Source organism: Actinoplanes sp. NPDC051859, from assembly GCF_044452725.1.
GTDB lineage: Bacteria > Actinomycetota > Actinomycetes > Mycobacteriales > Micromonosporaceae > Actinoplanes.
The window spans coordinates 309,465-323,297 of sequence record NZ_JBITBX010000009.1 but is presented as its reverse complement, the minus strand read 5'-3'; the positions used below and the strand labels follow the sequence as shown (position 1 = coordinate 323,297).

General features: G+C 69.7%; 14 protein-coding genes. 4 read left to right on the top strand and 10 right to left on the bottom strand.

The features are described 5' to 3' along the window. Nucleotides 1-45: 45 nt before the first annotated feature. The 3 genes from ACIA1L_RS23895 to soxR are packed head-to-tail and all read right to left on the bottom strand — an operon-like array spanning nucleotide 46 to nucleotide 3,299. Nucleotides 46-2,247, bottom strand: a complete 2,202-nt coding sequence (locus tag ACIA1L_RS23895; protein WP_396075084.1) for a molybdopterin-dependent oxidoreductase — start codon at nucleotides 2,245-2,247, stop codon at nucleotides 46-48. Between the two features lie 18 nt (nucleotides 2,248-2,265). Further along, nucleotides 2,266-2,862 carry a hypothetical protein gene (locus ACIA1L_RS23890; protein WP_396075083.1) on the bottom strand — a complete coding sequence of 199 codons (597 nt, stop codon included), beginning with the start codon at nucleotides 2,860-2,862 and terminating at the stop codon, nucleotides 2,266-2,268. Then, complete coding sequence (gene soxR, locus ACIA1L_RS23885; RefSeq protein ID WP_396075082.1) at nucleotides 2,859-3,299, bottom strand: redox-sensitive transcriptional activator SoxR; 441 nt, start codon at nucleotides 3,297-3,299, stop codon at nucleotides 2,859-2,861. The genes ACIA1L_RS23890 and soxR overlap by 4 nt, the downstream gene beginning before the upstream one ends. 50 nt (nucleotides 3,300-3,349) lie before the next feature. On the opposite strand from soxR, the gene ACIA1L_RS23880 reads away from it, so the two are divergent. Both ACIA1L_RS23880 and ACIA1L_RS23875 read left to right on the top strand, forming a co-directional pair. Further along, nucleotides 3,350-4,036 (top strand): thiamine pyrophosphate-dependent enzyme, encoded by a 687-nt coding sequence (locus ACIA1L_RS23880; protein WP_396075081.1) that lies wholly within the window; start codon nucleotides 3,350-3,352, stop codon nucleotides 4,034-4,036. Between the two features lie 2 nt (nucleotides 4,037-4,038). Beyond that, complete coding sequence (locus ACIA1L_RS23875) at nucleotides 4,039-4,914, top strand: transketolase family protein (RefSeq protein WP_396075080.1); 876 nt, start codon at nucleotides 4,039-4,041, stop codon at nucleotides 4,912-4,914. Nucleotides 4,915-5,084: 170 nt separating this feature from the next. On the opposite strand, the gene ACIA1L_RS23870 is transcribed toward ACIA1L_RS23875, so the two are convergent. Next, a complete protein-coding gene (locus tag ACIA1L_RS23870; protein ID WP_396075079.1) occupies nucleotides 5,085-5,531 on the bottom strand; it encodes a hypothetical protein in 447 nt (148 codons plus the stop codon). A 59-nt stretch (nucleotides 5,532-5,590) separates the two neighbouring features. Beyond that, complete coding sequence (locus ACIA1L_RS23865; RefSeq protein WP_396075078.1) at nucleotides 5,591-6,721, bottom strand: thiolase family protein; 1,131 nt, start codon at nucleotides 6,719-6,721, stop codon at nucleotides 5,591-5,593. 28 nt (nucleotides 6,722-6,749) lie between these two features. Here ACIA1L_RS23865 and ACIA1L_RS23860 point away from each other — a divergent pair, with 28 nt between their 5' ends. After that, nucleotides 6,750-7,172, top strand: a complete 423-nt coding sequence (locus ACIA1L_RS23860; protein ID WP_396075077.1) for a PH domain-containing protein — start codon at nucleotides 6,750-6,752, stop codon at nucleotides 7,170-7,172. Here ACIA1L_RS23860 and ACIA1L_RS23855 read toward each other — a convergent pair. Together ACIA1L_RS23855 and ACIA1L_RS23850 are read right to left on the bottom strand one after the other, a co-directional pair. Beyond that, a complete protein-coding gene (locus ACIA1L_RS23855; protein WP_396075076.1) occupies nucleotides 7,161-8,075 on the bottom strand; it encodes a rhomboid family intramembrane serine protease in 915 nt (304 codons plus the stop codon). The genes ACIA1L_RS23860 and ACIA1L_RS23855 overlap by 12 nt on opposite strands. A gap of 27 nt (nucleotides 8,076-8,102) precedes the next feature. After that, complete coding sequence (locus ACIA1L_RS23850) at nucleotides 8,103-8,633, bottom strand: peptidylprolyl isomerase (protein WP_396075075.1); 531 nt, start codon at nucleotides 8,631-8,633, stop codon at nucleotides 8,103-8,105. A 162-nt stretch (nucleotides 8,634-8,795) separates the two neighbouring features. On the opposite strand from ACIA1L_RS23850, the gene ACIA1L_RS23845 reads away from it, so the two are divergent. Beyond that, nucleotides 8,796-9,500, top strand: coding sequence for a hypothetical protein (locus ACIA1L_RS23845; RefSeq protein WP_396075074.1), 705 nt, complete (start codon nucleotides 8,796-8,798; stop codon nucleotides 9,498-9,500). Nucleotides 9,501-9,596: 96 nt separating this feature from the next. On the opposite strand, the gene eccB is transcribed toward ACIA1L_RS23845, so the two are convergent. The 3 genes from eccB to ACIA1L_RS23830 all read right to left on the bottom strand — a co-directional run bounded on the left by eccB (nucleotide 9,597) and on the right by ACIA1L_RS23830 (nucleotide 13,689). Then, entirely contained in the window at nucleotides 9,597-11,030 is a 1,434-nt protein-coding gene (gene eccB / locus ACIA1L_RS23840; RefSeq protein ID WP_396075073.1) for a type VII secretion protein EccB, read from the bottom strand. 65 nt (nucleotides 11,031-11,095) lie between these two features. Then, nucleotides 11,096-12,238 (bottom strand): magnesium and cobalt transport protein CorA, encoded by a 1,143-nt coding sequence (locus ACIA1L_RS23835; protein WP_396075072.1) that lies wholly within the window; start codon nucleotides 12,236-12,238, stop codon nucleotides 11,096-11,098. Nucleotides 12,239-12,594: 356 nt separating this feature from the next. Further along, nucleotides 12,595-13,689: a PLP-dependent aminotransferase family protein gene (locus ACIA1L_RS23830; protein ID WP_396075071.1), complete on the bottom strand. Its 1,095-nt coding sequence runs from the start codon at nucleotides 13,687-13,689 to the stop codon at nucleotides 12,595-12,597. Nucleotides 13,690-13,833 lie beyond the last annotated feature (144 nt).

Below are 13,833 nucleotides of genomic sequence, written 5' to 3'. Positions count from 1 at the left end.
TGCTCCGCTATCAGCGTTGCGCGTGCGGCCAATGGCGGGTTGCCCTCAACGGACAGTCGAGCCTGGCAGCGGTGTGACGGCGACCGGAATGCCGTTGAGGACGCTGTTGCCGGAGAGCGCATCCGTGGCGTATTCGTCGGTGAGGACGTTGCTGTTGACGCCGGGCCGCTGCGCCGCGACCGTCAGTTGGGTGCCTGGCACGCCGTGCCCCCAGCCGTGCGGGAGGCTCACCACTCCCGGCATCACCTTGGCGCTGATTTCGACCCGGGCCACCAGGGTGCCCGCCCGTGAGGTCACTGCGGCTTCCGCGCCGTCCTCGATACCGAGCCGCACAGCATCCTGCGGGTGCAGGTGCAGCGTGCACCTGTCGCGGCCTTTGACCAGCGCGGGCACGTTGTGCATCCAGCTGTTGTTGGAGCGCAGGTGCCGGCGGCCGAGCAGGACGAGGTCGGCGGGGTGCCGGTCGAGGGCTGCGTGCAGTCGGGGCACGTCGGCAGCGATCGGGGCCGGGCAGAGCTCGATCGCGCCGGACGCGGTTTGCAGGATTTCGGGGATGCGGGGCTGCAACGGACCCAGGTCCACGCCGTGCGGCTCGGCGCGAAGCCGGCTCAGGGACAGGCCGTCGGGTCGGGCGCCGAACTGGTCGCCGTACGCTCCGATGCGGAGGGCGATGTCGAGCAGGCGCTCGGCGGGGTGGTCTCCTTGCACCAGGTCGCGAAGCTCGGCCGCCGGGCGCCCCAGCGCGGCAGCGGCCCGGTCAAGCGCCGATGCCAGCAGCTGAGCGTGGACGTCGCCGCCGGTGGCGAGCGCGGTGAGGCGGGCGAGGATGTCGCATTCGTCCATCGCCGTGGGGTCTGGCGGAAGCACCGGCGGTGAGTACGCCGCGAAGTTGCGCACCGCGAGCCCGAGGAACGAGAAGTCGTAGTGGCCCTTGCGGCCCGCGTCGGTGGGCGGGAGAACGACGTCGGCGTGCCGGGTGGTCTCGTTCAGGTACGGGTCGACGCTGACCATGAAGTCCAGCCCGGCAAGCGCCCGGTCGAGGCGGCCACTGTTCGGCGTGGAAAGCACCGGGTTTCCGGCCACGGTAATAAAGGCGCGCACCTGCCCGTCTCCCGGAGACTCGATCTCGTCGGCGAGGGTGGCGACGGGGAACTCGCCTTTGATCTCCGGTAGGCCGCGCACGCGGCTGTGCCAGCGTCCGGTCCGGAAGCCGCGTCCGCCGCGGGAGCTGGCTCGCACGTGGGCGGCCAGCGGAAACATGGCCCCGCCCACACGATCGAGGTTGCCGGTGAGGACGTTGACGACGTCGACCAGCCAGCTCGTCAGCGTGCCGAACTCGACCGTGCAGGTGCCGATCCGGCCGTACACCGCGGCGGTGGGTGCGGCGGCGAGTTCCCGGGCGAGGCCGCGAATCCGTGGGGCGGGGATGCCACAAGTCGCGGCGACCGTCTCCGGCTCGAACGGTTGGGCCAGTTCGCGGACCTCGTCGACGCCTGTCACGTGCTCGGCGAGCCGGCCCAGGTCGGTCAGGCCCTCGGCGAAGAGCGTGTGGACGATGCCGAACAGCAGGTACGCGTCGGTGCCCGGTCGGATGAAGAGGTGCTCGTCGGCGTGCTCGGCCGTACGGGTGCGGCGGGGGTCGACCACCACGAACCGACCGCCCCGGGCCTGGATTGCCTTGAGGCGCCCGGGGAAGTCGGCCGCGGTAGCCAGGCTGCCGTTCGACTCCCAAGGGTTGGCGCCCAGGACGAGCAGCAGATCCGTCCGGTCCACATCGGGCACCGGAATCGCGAACGGGCTGCCGAACAGATAGCCACTCGACACGTGTTTCGGCATCTGATCGACGGTGCTGGCGCTGAAGATGTTGCGGCTGCCCACCGCCCGCAGCAGCGGCGACAGGTAAAGCCCTCCCGCCATCGTGTGCACGTTGGGGTTGCCGAGGTACAGCGCGACCGCGTCCGGGCCGTACCGGTCAAGGAGGGGGCGAAGTCCGGCCGCGACGGCCGCGAACGCTTCTTCCCAGGTGACCTCTTCGTGCCGGTCACCGCGCCGCAGTAGCGGTCGGCGCAGCCGGTCCGGGTCGTCGCTGAGCTGGCCGAGTGTGGCGCCTTTGGGGCAGATGAACCCGTGGCTGAAGACGTGCTCGCGGTCGCCGCGGGCGGCCACGATGCGGTCGTTGGTGACGGTCAGCTCCAGGCCGCAGGCGGCCTCGCACAGGGGACAGGTCCTATACGCCGTGCGCGTCATGGCCACGGCGGTATCCAATCACGGACTCGGTGTGCCGGAAACCGGTGTCGACGGGAGGAAGAAGAACTTGCCCTTGTCCGGGACGCCGGCGCCCTGGTGGATCGCTCGCACGCCACTCGCCGGGCTCTGGGTCACATACGCGTCGTCGACCGTACGGATGGAGAAGAAGGGTTTGCCGTCGGCGGCCGTGCCGGTCTGTGCAAAGCGGAACAATTGGGTGGTCTTGGCGGCGTCGCACGGCGCTGTGATGACGGCTTCCGCCTGGCCGACCTCGACGCAGACTGGGCTGGGCAGGCGGGCCGTGCGAATGTGGAAGCGGTCGCCCTCGATCTGGTCGAGGACGAAGTGAGCGCGGTCACCGAAGTCGTCGGAGAGCTCGATCCAGCCGTCAGCACCGACGGCGAGGGTGGCCTGGCCCTTGATCGGACGCAGTAGTCCACCGGGATCTTTGGGGGAGGCGGCAGTGGGCCGCCCGGCATCGCCGCAGGCCTGCTGGGTGAGCAGGACGGCCACCAGCGCTGTGCCGGCGCCGACGAAGCGTCCGGGGTGGGACACGAAGCTCTCCTCCCGCAAGGTGCCGTCCCCATGATGGCCGGTCGTGTCCAGGGACGTCACTCGGGCGGGTTGACGATCATCTGGGCGCCCTCACCGCGTTCGGACAGCCGGTCCTGCGGATTGATCAACTTGCAGCGTTGCAGCGACAGGCAGCCACAGCCGATGCAGCCGGTGAGCTGGTCACGCAGCCGTTCCATCACGGCAATGCGGTCGTCGAGCTTGCGTCGCCACCGCGCGGACAACCGCGCCCAGTCCGCCTTGGTCGGCGTGCGGTTCTCCGGCAGCGCGGCCAGCGCGCCGCGGATCTCCTCCAGCGACACCCCGACCTGCTGGGCGATCCGGATGAACGCCACCCGGCGCAGCTCGTGCCGCTCATAACGGCGCTGATTGCCACCGGTCCGCGTCGAGCGGATCAACCCCTCCCGCTCGTAATAGCGCAACGCCGACGGCGCCACGCCGCTGCGGACCGACATGTCGCCGATGGTGAGCAGTTCCACGGCCAGCCTTCCTTGAGCTGAAGTCAACTTCAGGTTGCAGGGTGAACTCTATGACGACGACAGCAGTGCGGACCGATCCGCTCCGACCGCTTCTGACCCGCATCACCGGCGACCGGAAACACGCACCCAGCGCCTACTCGACGCTGGACGTGCTGTGGGTGCTCTACGACCGGGTCCTGCGCATCACGCCGGAAACCGTCGACGAACCCGACCGGGACCGGTTCCTCCTCTCCAAAGGGCACGGGCCGGCCGCCTACTACGCCGTCCTCGCCGCCAAGGGCTTCATCCCGGAATCCTGGCTCGACGACCTCGCCAGCGACACCAGCCGGCTCGGCCACCACCCCGACCGCGTGCTCATTCCGGGCGTGGAGATCGGGACCGGGTCGCTGGGTCACGGCCTCGGCCTCGCCGTCGGCACGGCATTGGGCCTCAAAGCTCAGGGGTACGAGCAAACGCGCACGTTCGTCCTCGTCGGCGACGCCGAACTGGATGAAGGAGCCAACCACGAAGCCATCGCGTACGCGGCGGCGACCGGGTTGCCGCTGACCGCCATCGTCATCGACAACCAGTCCGCGACCCATGGCTGGCCGGGCGGCATAGCGAGCCGGTTCATCGGCTGGAGCGTGTCCGTCGTGGACGGCCGCGACCGCGACGCGATCGAACACGCCCTGCAGCCCGACCAGCGCCGCCGCCGGCCGCACGTCGTCATCGCCACCGTCGAGCCGAAGGGCAGCTGACCATGCGCGACACCTTCATCGCCACCACCACCGCCATCCTGGGCGAGGACCCGCGCACGGCCGTCGTCCTCGCCGACATCTCCGCCGACGCCTTCGCGCCGGCGCTGCGCCGCCACCCCGACCGCGTGATCAACGTCGGCATCCGGGAACAACTGATGACCGGCGTCGCGGGTGGGCTCGCGCTCACCGGCATGCGACCGTACGTGCATTCGTACGCCCCGTTCGTCGTGGACCGCGCGTACGAGCAGATCAAACTCGACCTCGGCCACCAGGACGCCGGCGCGGTGCTGGTCAGCATCGGCGCCTCGTACGACGCGTCCGCCGAGGGATACACCCACCAGTCACCCGGCGATGTCGCGCTGCTCGACACCCTCGACGGCTGGACCGTGCACGTGCCCGGCCACCCCGACGAGGTGCCGGACCTGCTGCGCGCCGCCGCCCGGCACGACGACCGCGTCTACGTCCGGCTGTCCTCGCAGAGCAACCGGCACGCGTACCCGGGCACCGACCTCAAAGTCATTCGGCGCGGTCCGCTAGGTGGGGCAGTGGTGCTGGCTGTCGGCCCGATGCTGGATGCCGTGCTCGACGCCGGACTCGACATCACGGTGGCGTACACGAACACGCCCCGGCCGCTCGACACCGGCCGGCTCCGGGAGCTGGTGACCTCGGACATCGTCGTGGTGGAGCCCTACCTCGCGGGCACGTCCAGCCGGATCGTGTCGGCGGCGCTGTCGGCCGTGCCGCACCGGGAACTGCACCTCGGCGTCAGCCGCTCGGAGGAGCGCCGCTACGGCACCCCCGCCGATCACGCACGCTGGCACGGCCTGGACCCGGCCGGGCTGCGCGCCTCGATCAGCGCCTTCCTCGACCTGCGCTAGCGGCGGTACGTCCGTGCCGGCCTGGTCAGCGGCATCGACGGCCCGGACGTAACGGCCGTCACGCACTGAATTCCTGTTCAGCCGGCCGGTCCACGGGGCCTGGAAGGTCTGCCAGGACGGCCCGGTGGGCGCGGAATCATTCGATGTCCGTTTCCCGTGCGCGGGGCCGGTCAGGCGGCGATTTGCAGACCGGATCGGCGCTCGCGGAAGACGTGCTGGAGGCAGGCGTCGAAGTGCCACACCCGGTCCGGTTCACCGACCCGGGCCCGGAAACGTTCGCGGACGCCGTCGACTGCGGTCGCCGCAACCTCCACCGCGGACCGGCGCAGGTCGGGGCTCCAGGTCACGTCGCTCAGATGGCGCAGGTTGGCGTTGAGATGCAGGCGCAGCCGGTGCAGGACCCGGGTTTCCTGGGTGATGACCAGACGGCGGTAGGTCAGCAGGAGCAGGAAGTCGCCGGCCAGGGGTCTGTCCGGATTGGCGCACCGGGTGACCAGCACCGCCGTGTCATCGGGTTCCACACAGCGGCGGAAGATCGGCATGTGCCGGCTCACCGTGGCGATGGCGATCTCGGCCTCGGCGGCCGCGGGCAGGAACGTACGGGAGAACACGTCCATGTGGCGTTTAACGGCGCCGCGCCAGGGAAAGGCGCGGCGCCCACGAGATGAATATCGAATTACAGAAGCTCGACCACCGTGGCGTTCGCCATTCCGCCGCCCTCACACATGGTCTGCAAGCCGTAGCGGACACCGTTCTCCCGCATGTGGTGCAGCATCGTCGTCATGATCCGGGCACCGGAGGCGCCGAGCGGGTGACCGAGGGCGATCGCGCCGCCCCGAGGGTTGAGGCGGGCCGGGTCGGCGCCGGTCTCCGCCAGCCAGGCCAACGGCACGGGCGCGAACGCTTCGTTCACCTCGTACACGCCGATGTCGTCAAGGCTGAGGCCCGACTTGGCGAGCGCTTTCGCGGTGGCCGGGATGGGCGCGGTCAGCATGATGACCGGGTCGGCGGCGGCGACGACGGCGGTGTGGATCCGGGCCAGCGGCCGCAGGCCGTGCGCGGCCGCCCAGCGGGACGTGGTCACGGCGAGCGCGGCCGCGCCGTCGGAGATCTGCGAAGCGGACCCAGCCGTGACCACGCCGTCCGCCTTGAACGGGGTCTTCAGGCCGCCCAGCTTCTCCAGTGTGGTGTCACGGCGGATGCCCTCGTCGCGGGTCACGTCACCCACGGCGACAACCTCGGCATCGAAGTCGCCCGCGTCCTGCGCCGTGCCCGCGGCGTCGTGGCTGCCCAGTGCGTACTCGTCGAGCTGCTGGCGGGAGAAGCCCCAGCGCTCGGCGATCATCTCGGCGCCGACGCCCTGGTTGAAGACGGCGTTGCCGTAGCGCTCCTTGAGCGCGACGCCGTGCGGGTCGGCACCGGCCGCGCTGGAACCCATCGGCACCCGGCTCATCGACTCGACACCGCCGGCAACGACCAGGTCGGCCTGGCCGGACAGCACGGTCGCGGCGGCGAAGTGCAACGCCTGCTGGCTCGATCCGCACTGGCGGTCCATGGTGGTGGCGGGCACCGACTCGGGCCAGCCGGCCGCGAGCACAGCATGCCGCCCGATGTTCCACGACTGCTCACCGACCTGCGAGACGCAGCCCCAGAAAACGTCCTCGACGTCGACCGGGTCGAGACCCGACCGTTCGCTCAAGGCACGAAGCACCCCCGCCGAAAGATCCACCGGATGTACGGCGGACAGCCCGCCGTTCCGCCGTCCCACCGGGGTCCGCACCGCTCCGACGATCACCGCATCACGCATACCGCCGACGGTACGCGAGACTGTGACCATGGCAGCCCTGCAATGGCGTGTGAAACCGGTCCTACCCGTCGCGAAACTGCTCGGTGCGACGGCGGTCATCGCACTGGTGCTGGTGTTCGGCAGGCGCGATCCGATCCAGTGGGCGTTCGCCGCAGCAGCCGCACTCGGCCTTTCCGGCTGGGCGCTGCGGGACCTGATCCGTCCGGTCCGGCTGTCGGCGGATCCGACCGGTGTCACTGTGGTCACCGGCTTTGCCGCCCAACGACACCTGCCCTGGCCGCAGATCGAACGAATCCGGGTGGACCGCCGCGAGCGCCGGGGGATCCGCAGCAACCTGCTGGAGATCGACGCGGGGGAGAACCTGTACCTGTTCAACCTGCAGGAGCTGAACGCCGATCCTGCAGACGTGGCCCAGAGCCTCGAAGACCTGCGGGCGTCGTTACAGCAGTGACAGCGTGCGCAGGACCGCAGCCGCGAGCAGGGCTGCGAACACGACGGCGATGCCCCCGCCCTGCACCAGATTGCGCTTCTCGCGGGGCGCATAAGCGAGGATGGCCCCGACCAGGCCGCCCACCAGCAGGCCACCGAGGTGACCCGCCTTCGAGATGTTGCTGATCACGAACGTGAAGATCACGTTGATGACGATCACCGGCAGGATCGGCGCCACGCTCAGGTTGAGCCGCTTGAGCAGGACGAAGAGCGCCGCCATCAGGCCGAAAACCGCGGTCGACGCACCCGCTGTGGGCACATTCGGCTCGGTGAAGACGTACGCGGCGACGTTGCCGCCGAGCCCCGCGAGGAAGTAGAGACCGAGGTAGCGCAACGGGCCCAGCGCGCGTTCGAGCTCCCGGCCGAGGATCCACAGGGCGTACATGTTCATCAGCAGATGCAGCACGCCGTAGTGCAGGAACATCGCGGTGATCAGGCGATACCACTCGTGGTTGCCGGCGATGCCATGCACCTCGACCTGGCCGGCCGGTCCGTACGCCGCGGCGCCGAGCACGCTGCCCCAGTCGGTCAGCGGGGTGCTGTCGCCGAGCAGCCCACCCATGCCGCCGCCCGCGATGGCGGTGGCGCCACCGGAGAGCACGGAGACGAGCATGACGAAGACATTGATGCCGATCAGAATCTTGGTGACCAGGCCGGAGCGGCCGGCCGCACTGCCGCCGAAGGCAGTGCGGGCCGACCGTTGAGTGCGCCGCCCGTCGGCGACGCACTCCGGGCACTGGTGGCCGACCGAGGCCTCGTTCATGCAGTCCGGGCAGATCGGCCGCTCACAGCGGGTGCACCGGACATAGGTCTCCTTCGACGGGTGTCGGTAGCAGACCGGAACCGTCACCGGAGACTCACTCATGGGTGTAAAGGTACCCGGGAGGGGAAACTAGCCCGCGACGCGCTCGATCTCGACGCGCTCGATGACGACGTCTTCGCGGGGGCGGTCGCCGGGGCCGGTCGGGGTGGTGGCGATCGAGTCCACGACCTTGGCGGACTGCTCGTCGGCGACCTGGCCGAAGATGCTGTGCCGGCGGTTCAGGTGCGGGGTCGGGCTGACCGTGATGAAGAACTGCGACCCGTTCGTGCCCGGACCGGCGTTCGCCATGGCCAGCAGGTAGGGGCGGTCGAACTGCAGCTCCGGGTGGAACTCGTCGGCGAACTGGAAGCCCGGGCCGCCGCGGCCGGTGCCGGTCGGGTCGCCCATCTGGACCATGAAGTTCGCGATGACCCGGTGCGAGATGGTCCCGTCGTAGTACGGGCCGCTGCCCTTCTGGCCGGTCCGCGGGTCCGTGTACTCCTTGGTGCCCTCCGCGAGCTCCACGAAGTTGCGCACGGTCGCCGGCGCGTGGTCCGGGAACAGCGCGAGCCGGATCGGGCCGTGGTTGGTGTGCAGGGTGGCAAAAAGCTTCTCAGCCACGGGTACTCCTAACGGGTGTCACGGTCGCCGATCCGCTCCATCAGCGGACGGCGCTGGACGGTTCTTTGCAGTTCGGATCCTGCCGCATGTGTCAGAACGGGGTGCGCGGGGGTACCCAAGGGGGCAGCATGGACCCGGGAGAGAACCACAGGAGGTGCACTGGTGTTCGCAACGATGCGACGGAAGAACCGCAACGCGAAGATGAAGCGCGAGCTGGGCCAGAGCGTTGATCACTTCAAGCGTGCGGCCTCGATCGCCGCGCAGGAGACCAGCGCAACCGTAGGGCCGAAGATCGCCGCAGCCCGCGACCGCGTGCAGCCGGCGGCCGACAAGGCCAAGGACGCGGCGAGCAGTGGCTGGGACAGCGCCGTCGCGACGATCGGGCCGCTGGTGGCCGCGGCGAGCGAGAACGCCAAGCAGGCCGGGAAGAAGTCGGCCAAGGCGAACAAGCGCGCGGTCAAGGCGGGCAAGAAGAACGCCAAGAAGCTGGAGAAGCGGGCGAGCAAGGCCGTCAGCGGCAAGAGCAGCAAGCGCAGCAAGCTGTTCAAGCTCGCGCTGGCCGGCGCCGCGGTCGGCGCGGCCGGTGCCTACGTCATGCGCAAGCGCCGCGAGGCCCAGTGGGATGAGTACGACCCCAAGTCGCTGAGCAGCACCGGCTCGGACGACGCGGCCTTTGAGCCCGCGGACCTGTCCGGCCCGTCCGGCTTCGTCACGCCGGCTGGCAGCAAGGGCCCGGCCGTGGGCGGGGTCAGCGCCAAGCCGTCACCGGCTGCCGGCGCCGACCCGTCCGAGGGCAGCCAGCCTGCTGCGAAGAAGAACAGCCCCGTCGAGGTAGCTCGACTGGCGAACGGGAAGAACAAGAGCTGACCCCAGCGGTCGCCGCAGGTAACGGCGGGCGAGTTCCCCGGCACGGGAGTTCGCCCGCCGTTCGCGTCTGCCGGGCGCACTCGGGCCCTGGCCGAGCTATCTGGCGGCGGCTTCCCGGGCGCGGGCAGGATCAAGCGCAGGACCCTGCGGCAGCAGCGAAACTAGCTGACTGGGCACCGACTGGGGCTCGACGTTGCCATAGCCGAGCTTGCTCAACAAGGCACGGCTGTCCAGCGCGTACCGGCGGCCGGTGTCGGTGATGATGCTGACTGTGCCTCCGCCGGGCGGCGCAGTCGGCGAGCCTGCGGCAACCACCACTGCTCCCTTGCCACGCGGCACGTGCACCCGGTCAGCCTGCTGACTGTTGGACGCTCCCGGTGCGCCGGTGACCGCGACGCCGGGCGGCAGAACCGGACCGATCTGAACCCGGATCTCACCGCCTGCGGACGTCAGGCAAACGCTGTCGGGGCCGTTCAGCAGCACCGGCAACCCGGCGGGCAGACCAGCCGTGTTCGCGTCGGCGACGAGCTGCGTCTGGGACCGGGTCATGTTGCCGTAGGTGCTGAGGGCCAGCGGGGTGGCCGGGGCAGCGCCGGGCTCGGCCTGCATCAGGCTGGCCTGCACCTCGGTGAGATCGGCGACGCCGTCGTTGAGCACCACACCCCACTGGGCGCTCGGGTTGCCCGCGTTCTCAATCCGCAGAATCAGTCCCACGGTGAGATCCGGGAACGCGGCGGACCGCTGGCCGTAGCCCTGGATTGCCGGCGCCCGCAGGTCCGCCCCGATCGGCACCGCGTTGATCCACGCCGGGGCGACCGGAAGGGCCGCTGTCTGGTTCCACCGGAACCACACCCGGGTCTGCTGCACCCGGTCGGCGGGGACCAGGAAGCGCTTGTTGTTGTAGATCAGGAACGTACGGTTTGCCGGATCGGTCACCAACAGGCCGCGGAGCTCATCGGCCGGCGTGTCCGCGCGCGGCTGTGGCAGCTCGGTGCCACCACTGACCCCGGCACCGATCGACAGGATGCTCTGCGGGGTGGTCGCGCCCGGCTGCCCGGACTGGGAGCACACGGTCCACACGTTCGCGAGCAAGCCACCCTTAGCCGCGGGCAACGAATCGGGGGCGTCCGGGATGCCCAGTGGCTCGCCCAACGGCACCTGGGCCAGGCTCTCCCGGGAAGCGCTCTTCAGCTCAGGCGTGGCGGAATCAGCAATCAACAACCCCGACGCGTAGTTGAGCACCGGGTGCAGCTTCTGGTCGGACTTGAGATAGACGTACCGCGCGCCGGTGCCCTTCTCGAGGAACACCACCGCTTCGTTCTTCGGATTGACCGAACTGCGGCCCGTGATCAGCCCGTAGATGGCGGCGCCGCCGACGGCGAGCGCAGCCACGACGATGCCGATCAGCACGGTAGTGCCAGCCCGGCGCAACGGGGAACGATGCGGGTCAGGGTCGTGCGACACCAGCGCGGCCACTACCCGCTGCTGCGCGTACTGGTACGAGTGCAGCTGATCCTGCCGAGACGGCACGCGACTTCCCTCCCCCGCGGTGACCTCGCCACTCTAGAGGCCCCGGGCAGCAGGTGGGGTCCCGCCTACAGCCAACCGTTACGGCGGAAGGCCCGGTAGAGCAGGACCGAGATGCCGAGCATGACGGTGACGACACCCGGATAGCCGTACTGCCACTGGGTCTCGGGCATGTGCAGGAAGTTCATGCCGTAGACGCCGGCGATGGCGGTCCAGACCGCGGAGATACCGGCCCAGGCGGCGATCTTGCGCATGTCGTTGTTCTGGTCGACGGTCACCTGAGCCAGCCGGGCTTGCAGGATCGAGTTCAGCAGGTCGTCGTAGGACGAGACCTGTTCGACCGTACGCGTCAAATGGTCTTGAACGTCCCGGAAGTAACGCCGGATCTCCTTGGGCACCATCCGGTTCTGCGGCGCGGTGAGGGTCGCGAGCGGGCGCTGCAGCGGGACGACCGCGCGCCGGAACTCCACGATCTCCCGCTTCATCTGGTAGATCGCTTGCACCGGGCTGCCGGAGTCGCGCGAGAACGCACCCTCCTCGATGGTGTCGAGGTCGAACTCCACCTGGTCCGCCACCTCGACGTAGGCGTCCACCACCCGGTCGGTGACCGCGTACGCGACTGCCCACGGCCCTTGGGCGAGCAGGTCGCCCCGGGCCTCCATGTCGGCCCGCACGGGCGCGAGTCGGGTCGCGTCGCCGTGCCGCACCGTGATGACGAAGCGTTCGCCGACAAAGATCATCATCTGCCCGGTCTCGACCACCTGGGACGTCTCGGTCAGCTCGCCGTGCGGCACGTAGCGGGCGGTCCGCAGCACCAGGAAGTGCACGTTGCCGAACTGCTCCAGCTTGGGCCGCTGCTCAGCCTTGACCGCGTCCTCCACGGCCAGCTCGTGCAGGTTGTACGTCCGCGCGACAGCTGACATCTCGGCCTGGGACGGCTCGTGCAGGCCCAGCCACACGAACGCATTGTCGCGGCTGCAGGCGGCCTGCAGAGCCTCGTCCGGGCTGAACTCGCCAGGCTCGCGGCGGCCGTCCACGTAGACGCCACAGTCAACGACGGCGGTGCCGGTGAATTGCTCGCCGGGGACGGAAACTCGCTCGTCGGCGGTGCCGAGGAACCGGTTCATGGCCCGTACGGGTGCGGTCCAGGCGCGCGACAGCGATCTGTTCACGCCGCTGGACCGGATGCGGCGCAGGCTGCTCTCGCTCACGTCTGCCTCCCCTGCGAATGCTGATGCGGTGGCGGGCTCGCCCGAGGGTACGCCGCTCGGTTGCCCGCTCCGCCGGCCGCTCAAGCCCCATTCGCCCCAGACGTCAGGTCAGGCTGCGCCCGTGAGGCACCGGGGTCGCCGGCGCCGCGGTGGCGCCGGGCGGACCGGCCGCATTTCGGGGGGTGAAGGGTGCGAGCGGCCCGCCCGGCGCCGGGGGGGCGGGGTTGAGGTCATCGCGTCGCACCGCATGCTCGCGCGCTTGACGCCGCATGCATTGTGAGCCGAACGCCGGTCCCGGCGAAACCCGGAACCGGCGCATAAGCCCAAGTGTCAGAAACCCGACAGTCGGGCAGGTATCAGGCACGCACCTGATCGATGGCTGCCGCCAGCCGGCGTACACCCTCATCGATCTGGTCCACCGTCACCGCGGAGAAGGCCAGACGTACCGAGTGCTGACCGCCCTCGAGCAGGAAGTCGCTGCCCTTCACGATGGCGACGCCCTTCTTCATCGCGGCCGAGAACAGCTTGTCCACATCCACGTCCTCCGGCAGGTCCACCCAGAGGAAGTAGCCGCCGTCCGGCTCGGTGAAGGTCGCGCCCGGGATGTGCGTCCGGATCGCGTCGGCCAAGACCTTCGCCCGCTCGCCCAGCGCCGCGCTGACGGTCTGCACGGAGCGGTCGATGTCCCCGGAGAGGCAAAATTGGTGCACGATCGCCTCGGACACCATGCCGGGCGAGATGTAGAGGTTCGTCGCCTTCTTGGCGATCGCGTCGATCAGCGCGGCCGGACCGACCAGGTAGCCGACTCGGACACCCGGACACACCGTCTTCGTGAAGCTCGACGCGTGCACCACGGAGGCGTTCTCATCCATCGACAGCATCGACGGCAACGCCTCGCCCCGGAACCGGATGTCGACGTACGGGTCGTCCTCGAAGATCACGAAGCCGTACTCGGCGGCCAGGGCGAGCAGCGTGCGCCGCTTCTCCAGCGACAGCGTGACACCGGCCGGGTTCTGGTAGTTCGGGATGATGTGCGCGAGCTTCGGGCGTACGCCGCTTTCCAGCAGTCCGCGCAGCTCGTCCACGTCGATACCGTCCGGCTCGATCGTCACCGGGTGCACCTTGGCGCCCAGGTTCTGCAGGTTGAGCAGCGTGCGGTCGTACGTCGGCTTCTCCACGATCACGTCGTCGCCGGCCTGGACCAGGTGGTGGAAGAGGAACGCGTCCGCCTGCAACGACCCGTTAGTGACGATGACCTGGTCAGCGGTGACCCGGTGCTTGTCCGCGATCCACTTCCGCAGCGGAACGTAACCGACCGACGTACCGTATGCGGTCACTCCGGCGGGGTCTGCGTCAAAGGCGCGCGCGGCCGCGGCCTTGAGGCCGGCCACGTCGACGATGTCCAGGGACGGGGCACCCCGGGCGAATGAGATCAGCTGCTCAGCGGTCATGCGCACCAGCTTACGAGCCGGCTGCTCTCACTTTCTTGCCGCGTACCATGACCCACTGCCGCCTCGCCGGTGCTCCCGTACCGCCCGGCCGCCGCCGTATTTTCTCCCGCGCTGCGGCGCTGACCGGCGCAAGGTTTTCCACAG

What these genes read in the sequence shown, in the direction of transcription:
- ACIA1L_RS23895 (WP_396075084.1), bottom strand. Translation starts at nt 2,247, where the DNA reads ATGACGCGCACGGCGTATAGGACCTGTCCCCTGTGCGAGGCCGCCTGC.
- ACIA1L_RS23880 (WP_396075081.1), top strand. Translation starts at nt 3,350, where the DNA reads ATGACGACGACAGCAGTGCGGACCGATCCGCTCCGACCGCTTCTGACC.
- ACIA1L_RS23875 (WP_396075080.1), top strand. Translation starts at nt 4,039, where the DNA reads ATGCGCGACACCTTCATCGCCACCACCACCGCCATCCTGGGCGAGGAC.
- ACIA1L_RS23870 (WP_396075079.1), bottom strand. Translation starts at nt 5,531, where the DNA reads ATGGACGTGTTCTCCCGTACGTTCCTGCCCGCGGCCGCCGAGGCCGAG.
- ACIA1L_RS23865 (WP_396075078.1), bottom strand. Translation starts at nt 6,721, where the DNA reads ATGCGTGATGCGGTGATCGTCGGAGCGGTGCGGACCCCGGTGGGACGG.
- ACIA1L_RS23860 (WP_396075077.1), top strand. Translation starts at nt 6,750, where the DNA reads ATGGCAGCCCTGCAATGGCGTGTGAAACCGGTCCTACCCGTCGCGAAA.
- ACIA1L_RS23855 (WP_396075076.1), bottom strand. Translation starts at nt 8,075, where the DNA reads ATGAGTGAGTCTCCGGTGACGGTTCCGGTCTGCTACCGACACCCGTCG.
- ACIA1L_RS23830 (WP_396075071.1), bottom strand. Translation starts at nt 13,689, where the DNA reads ATGACCGCTGAGCAGCTGATCTCATTCGCCCGGGGTGCCCCGTCCCTG.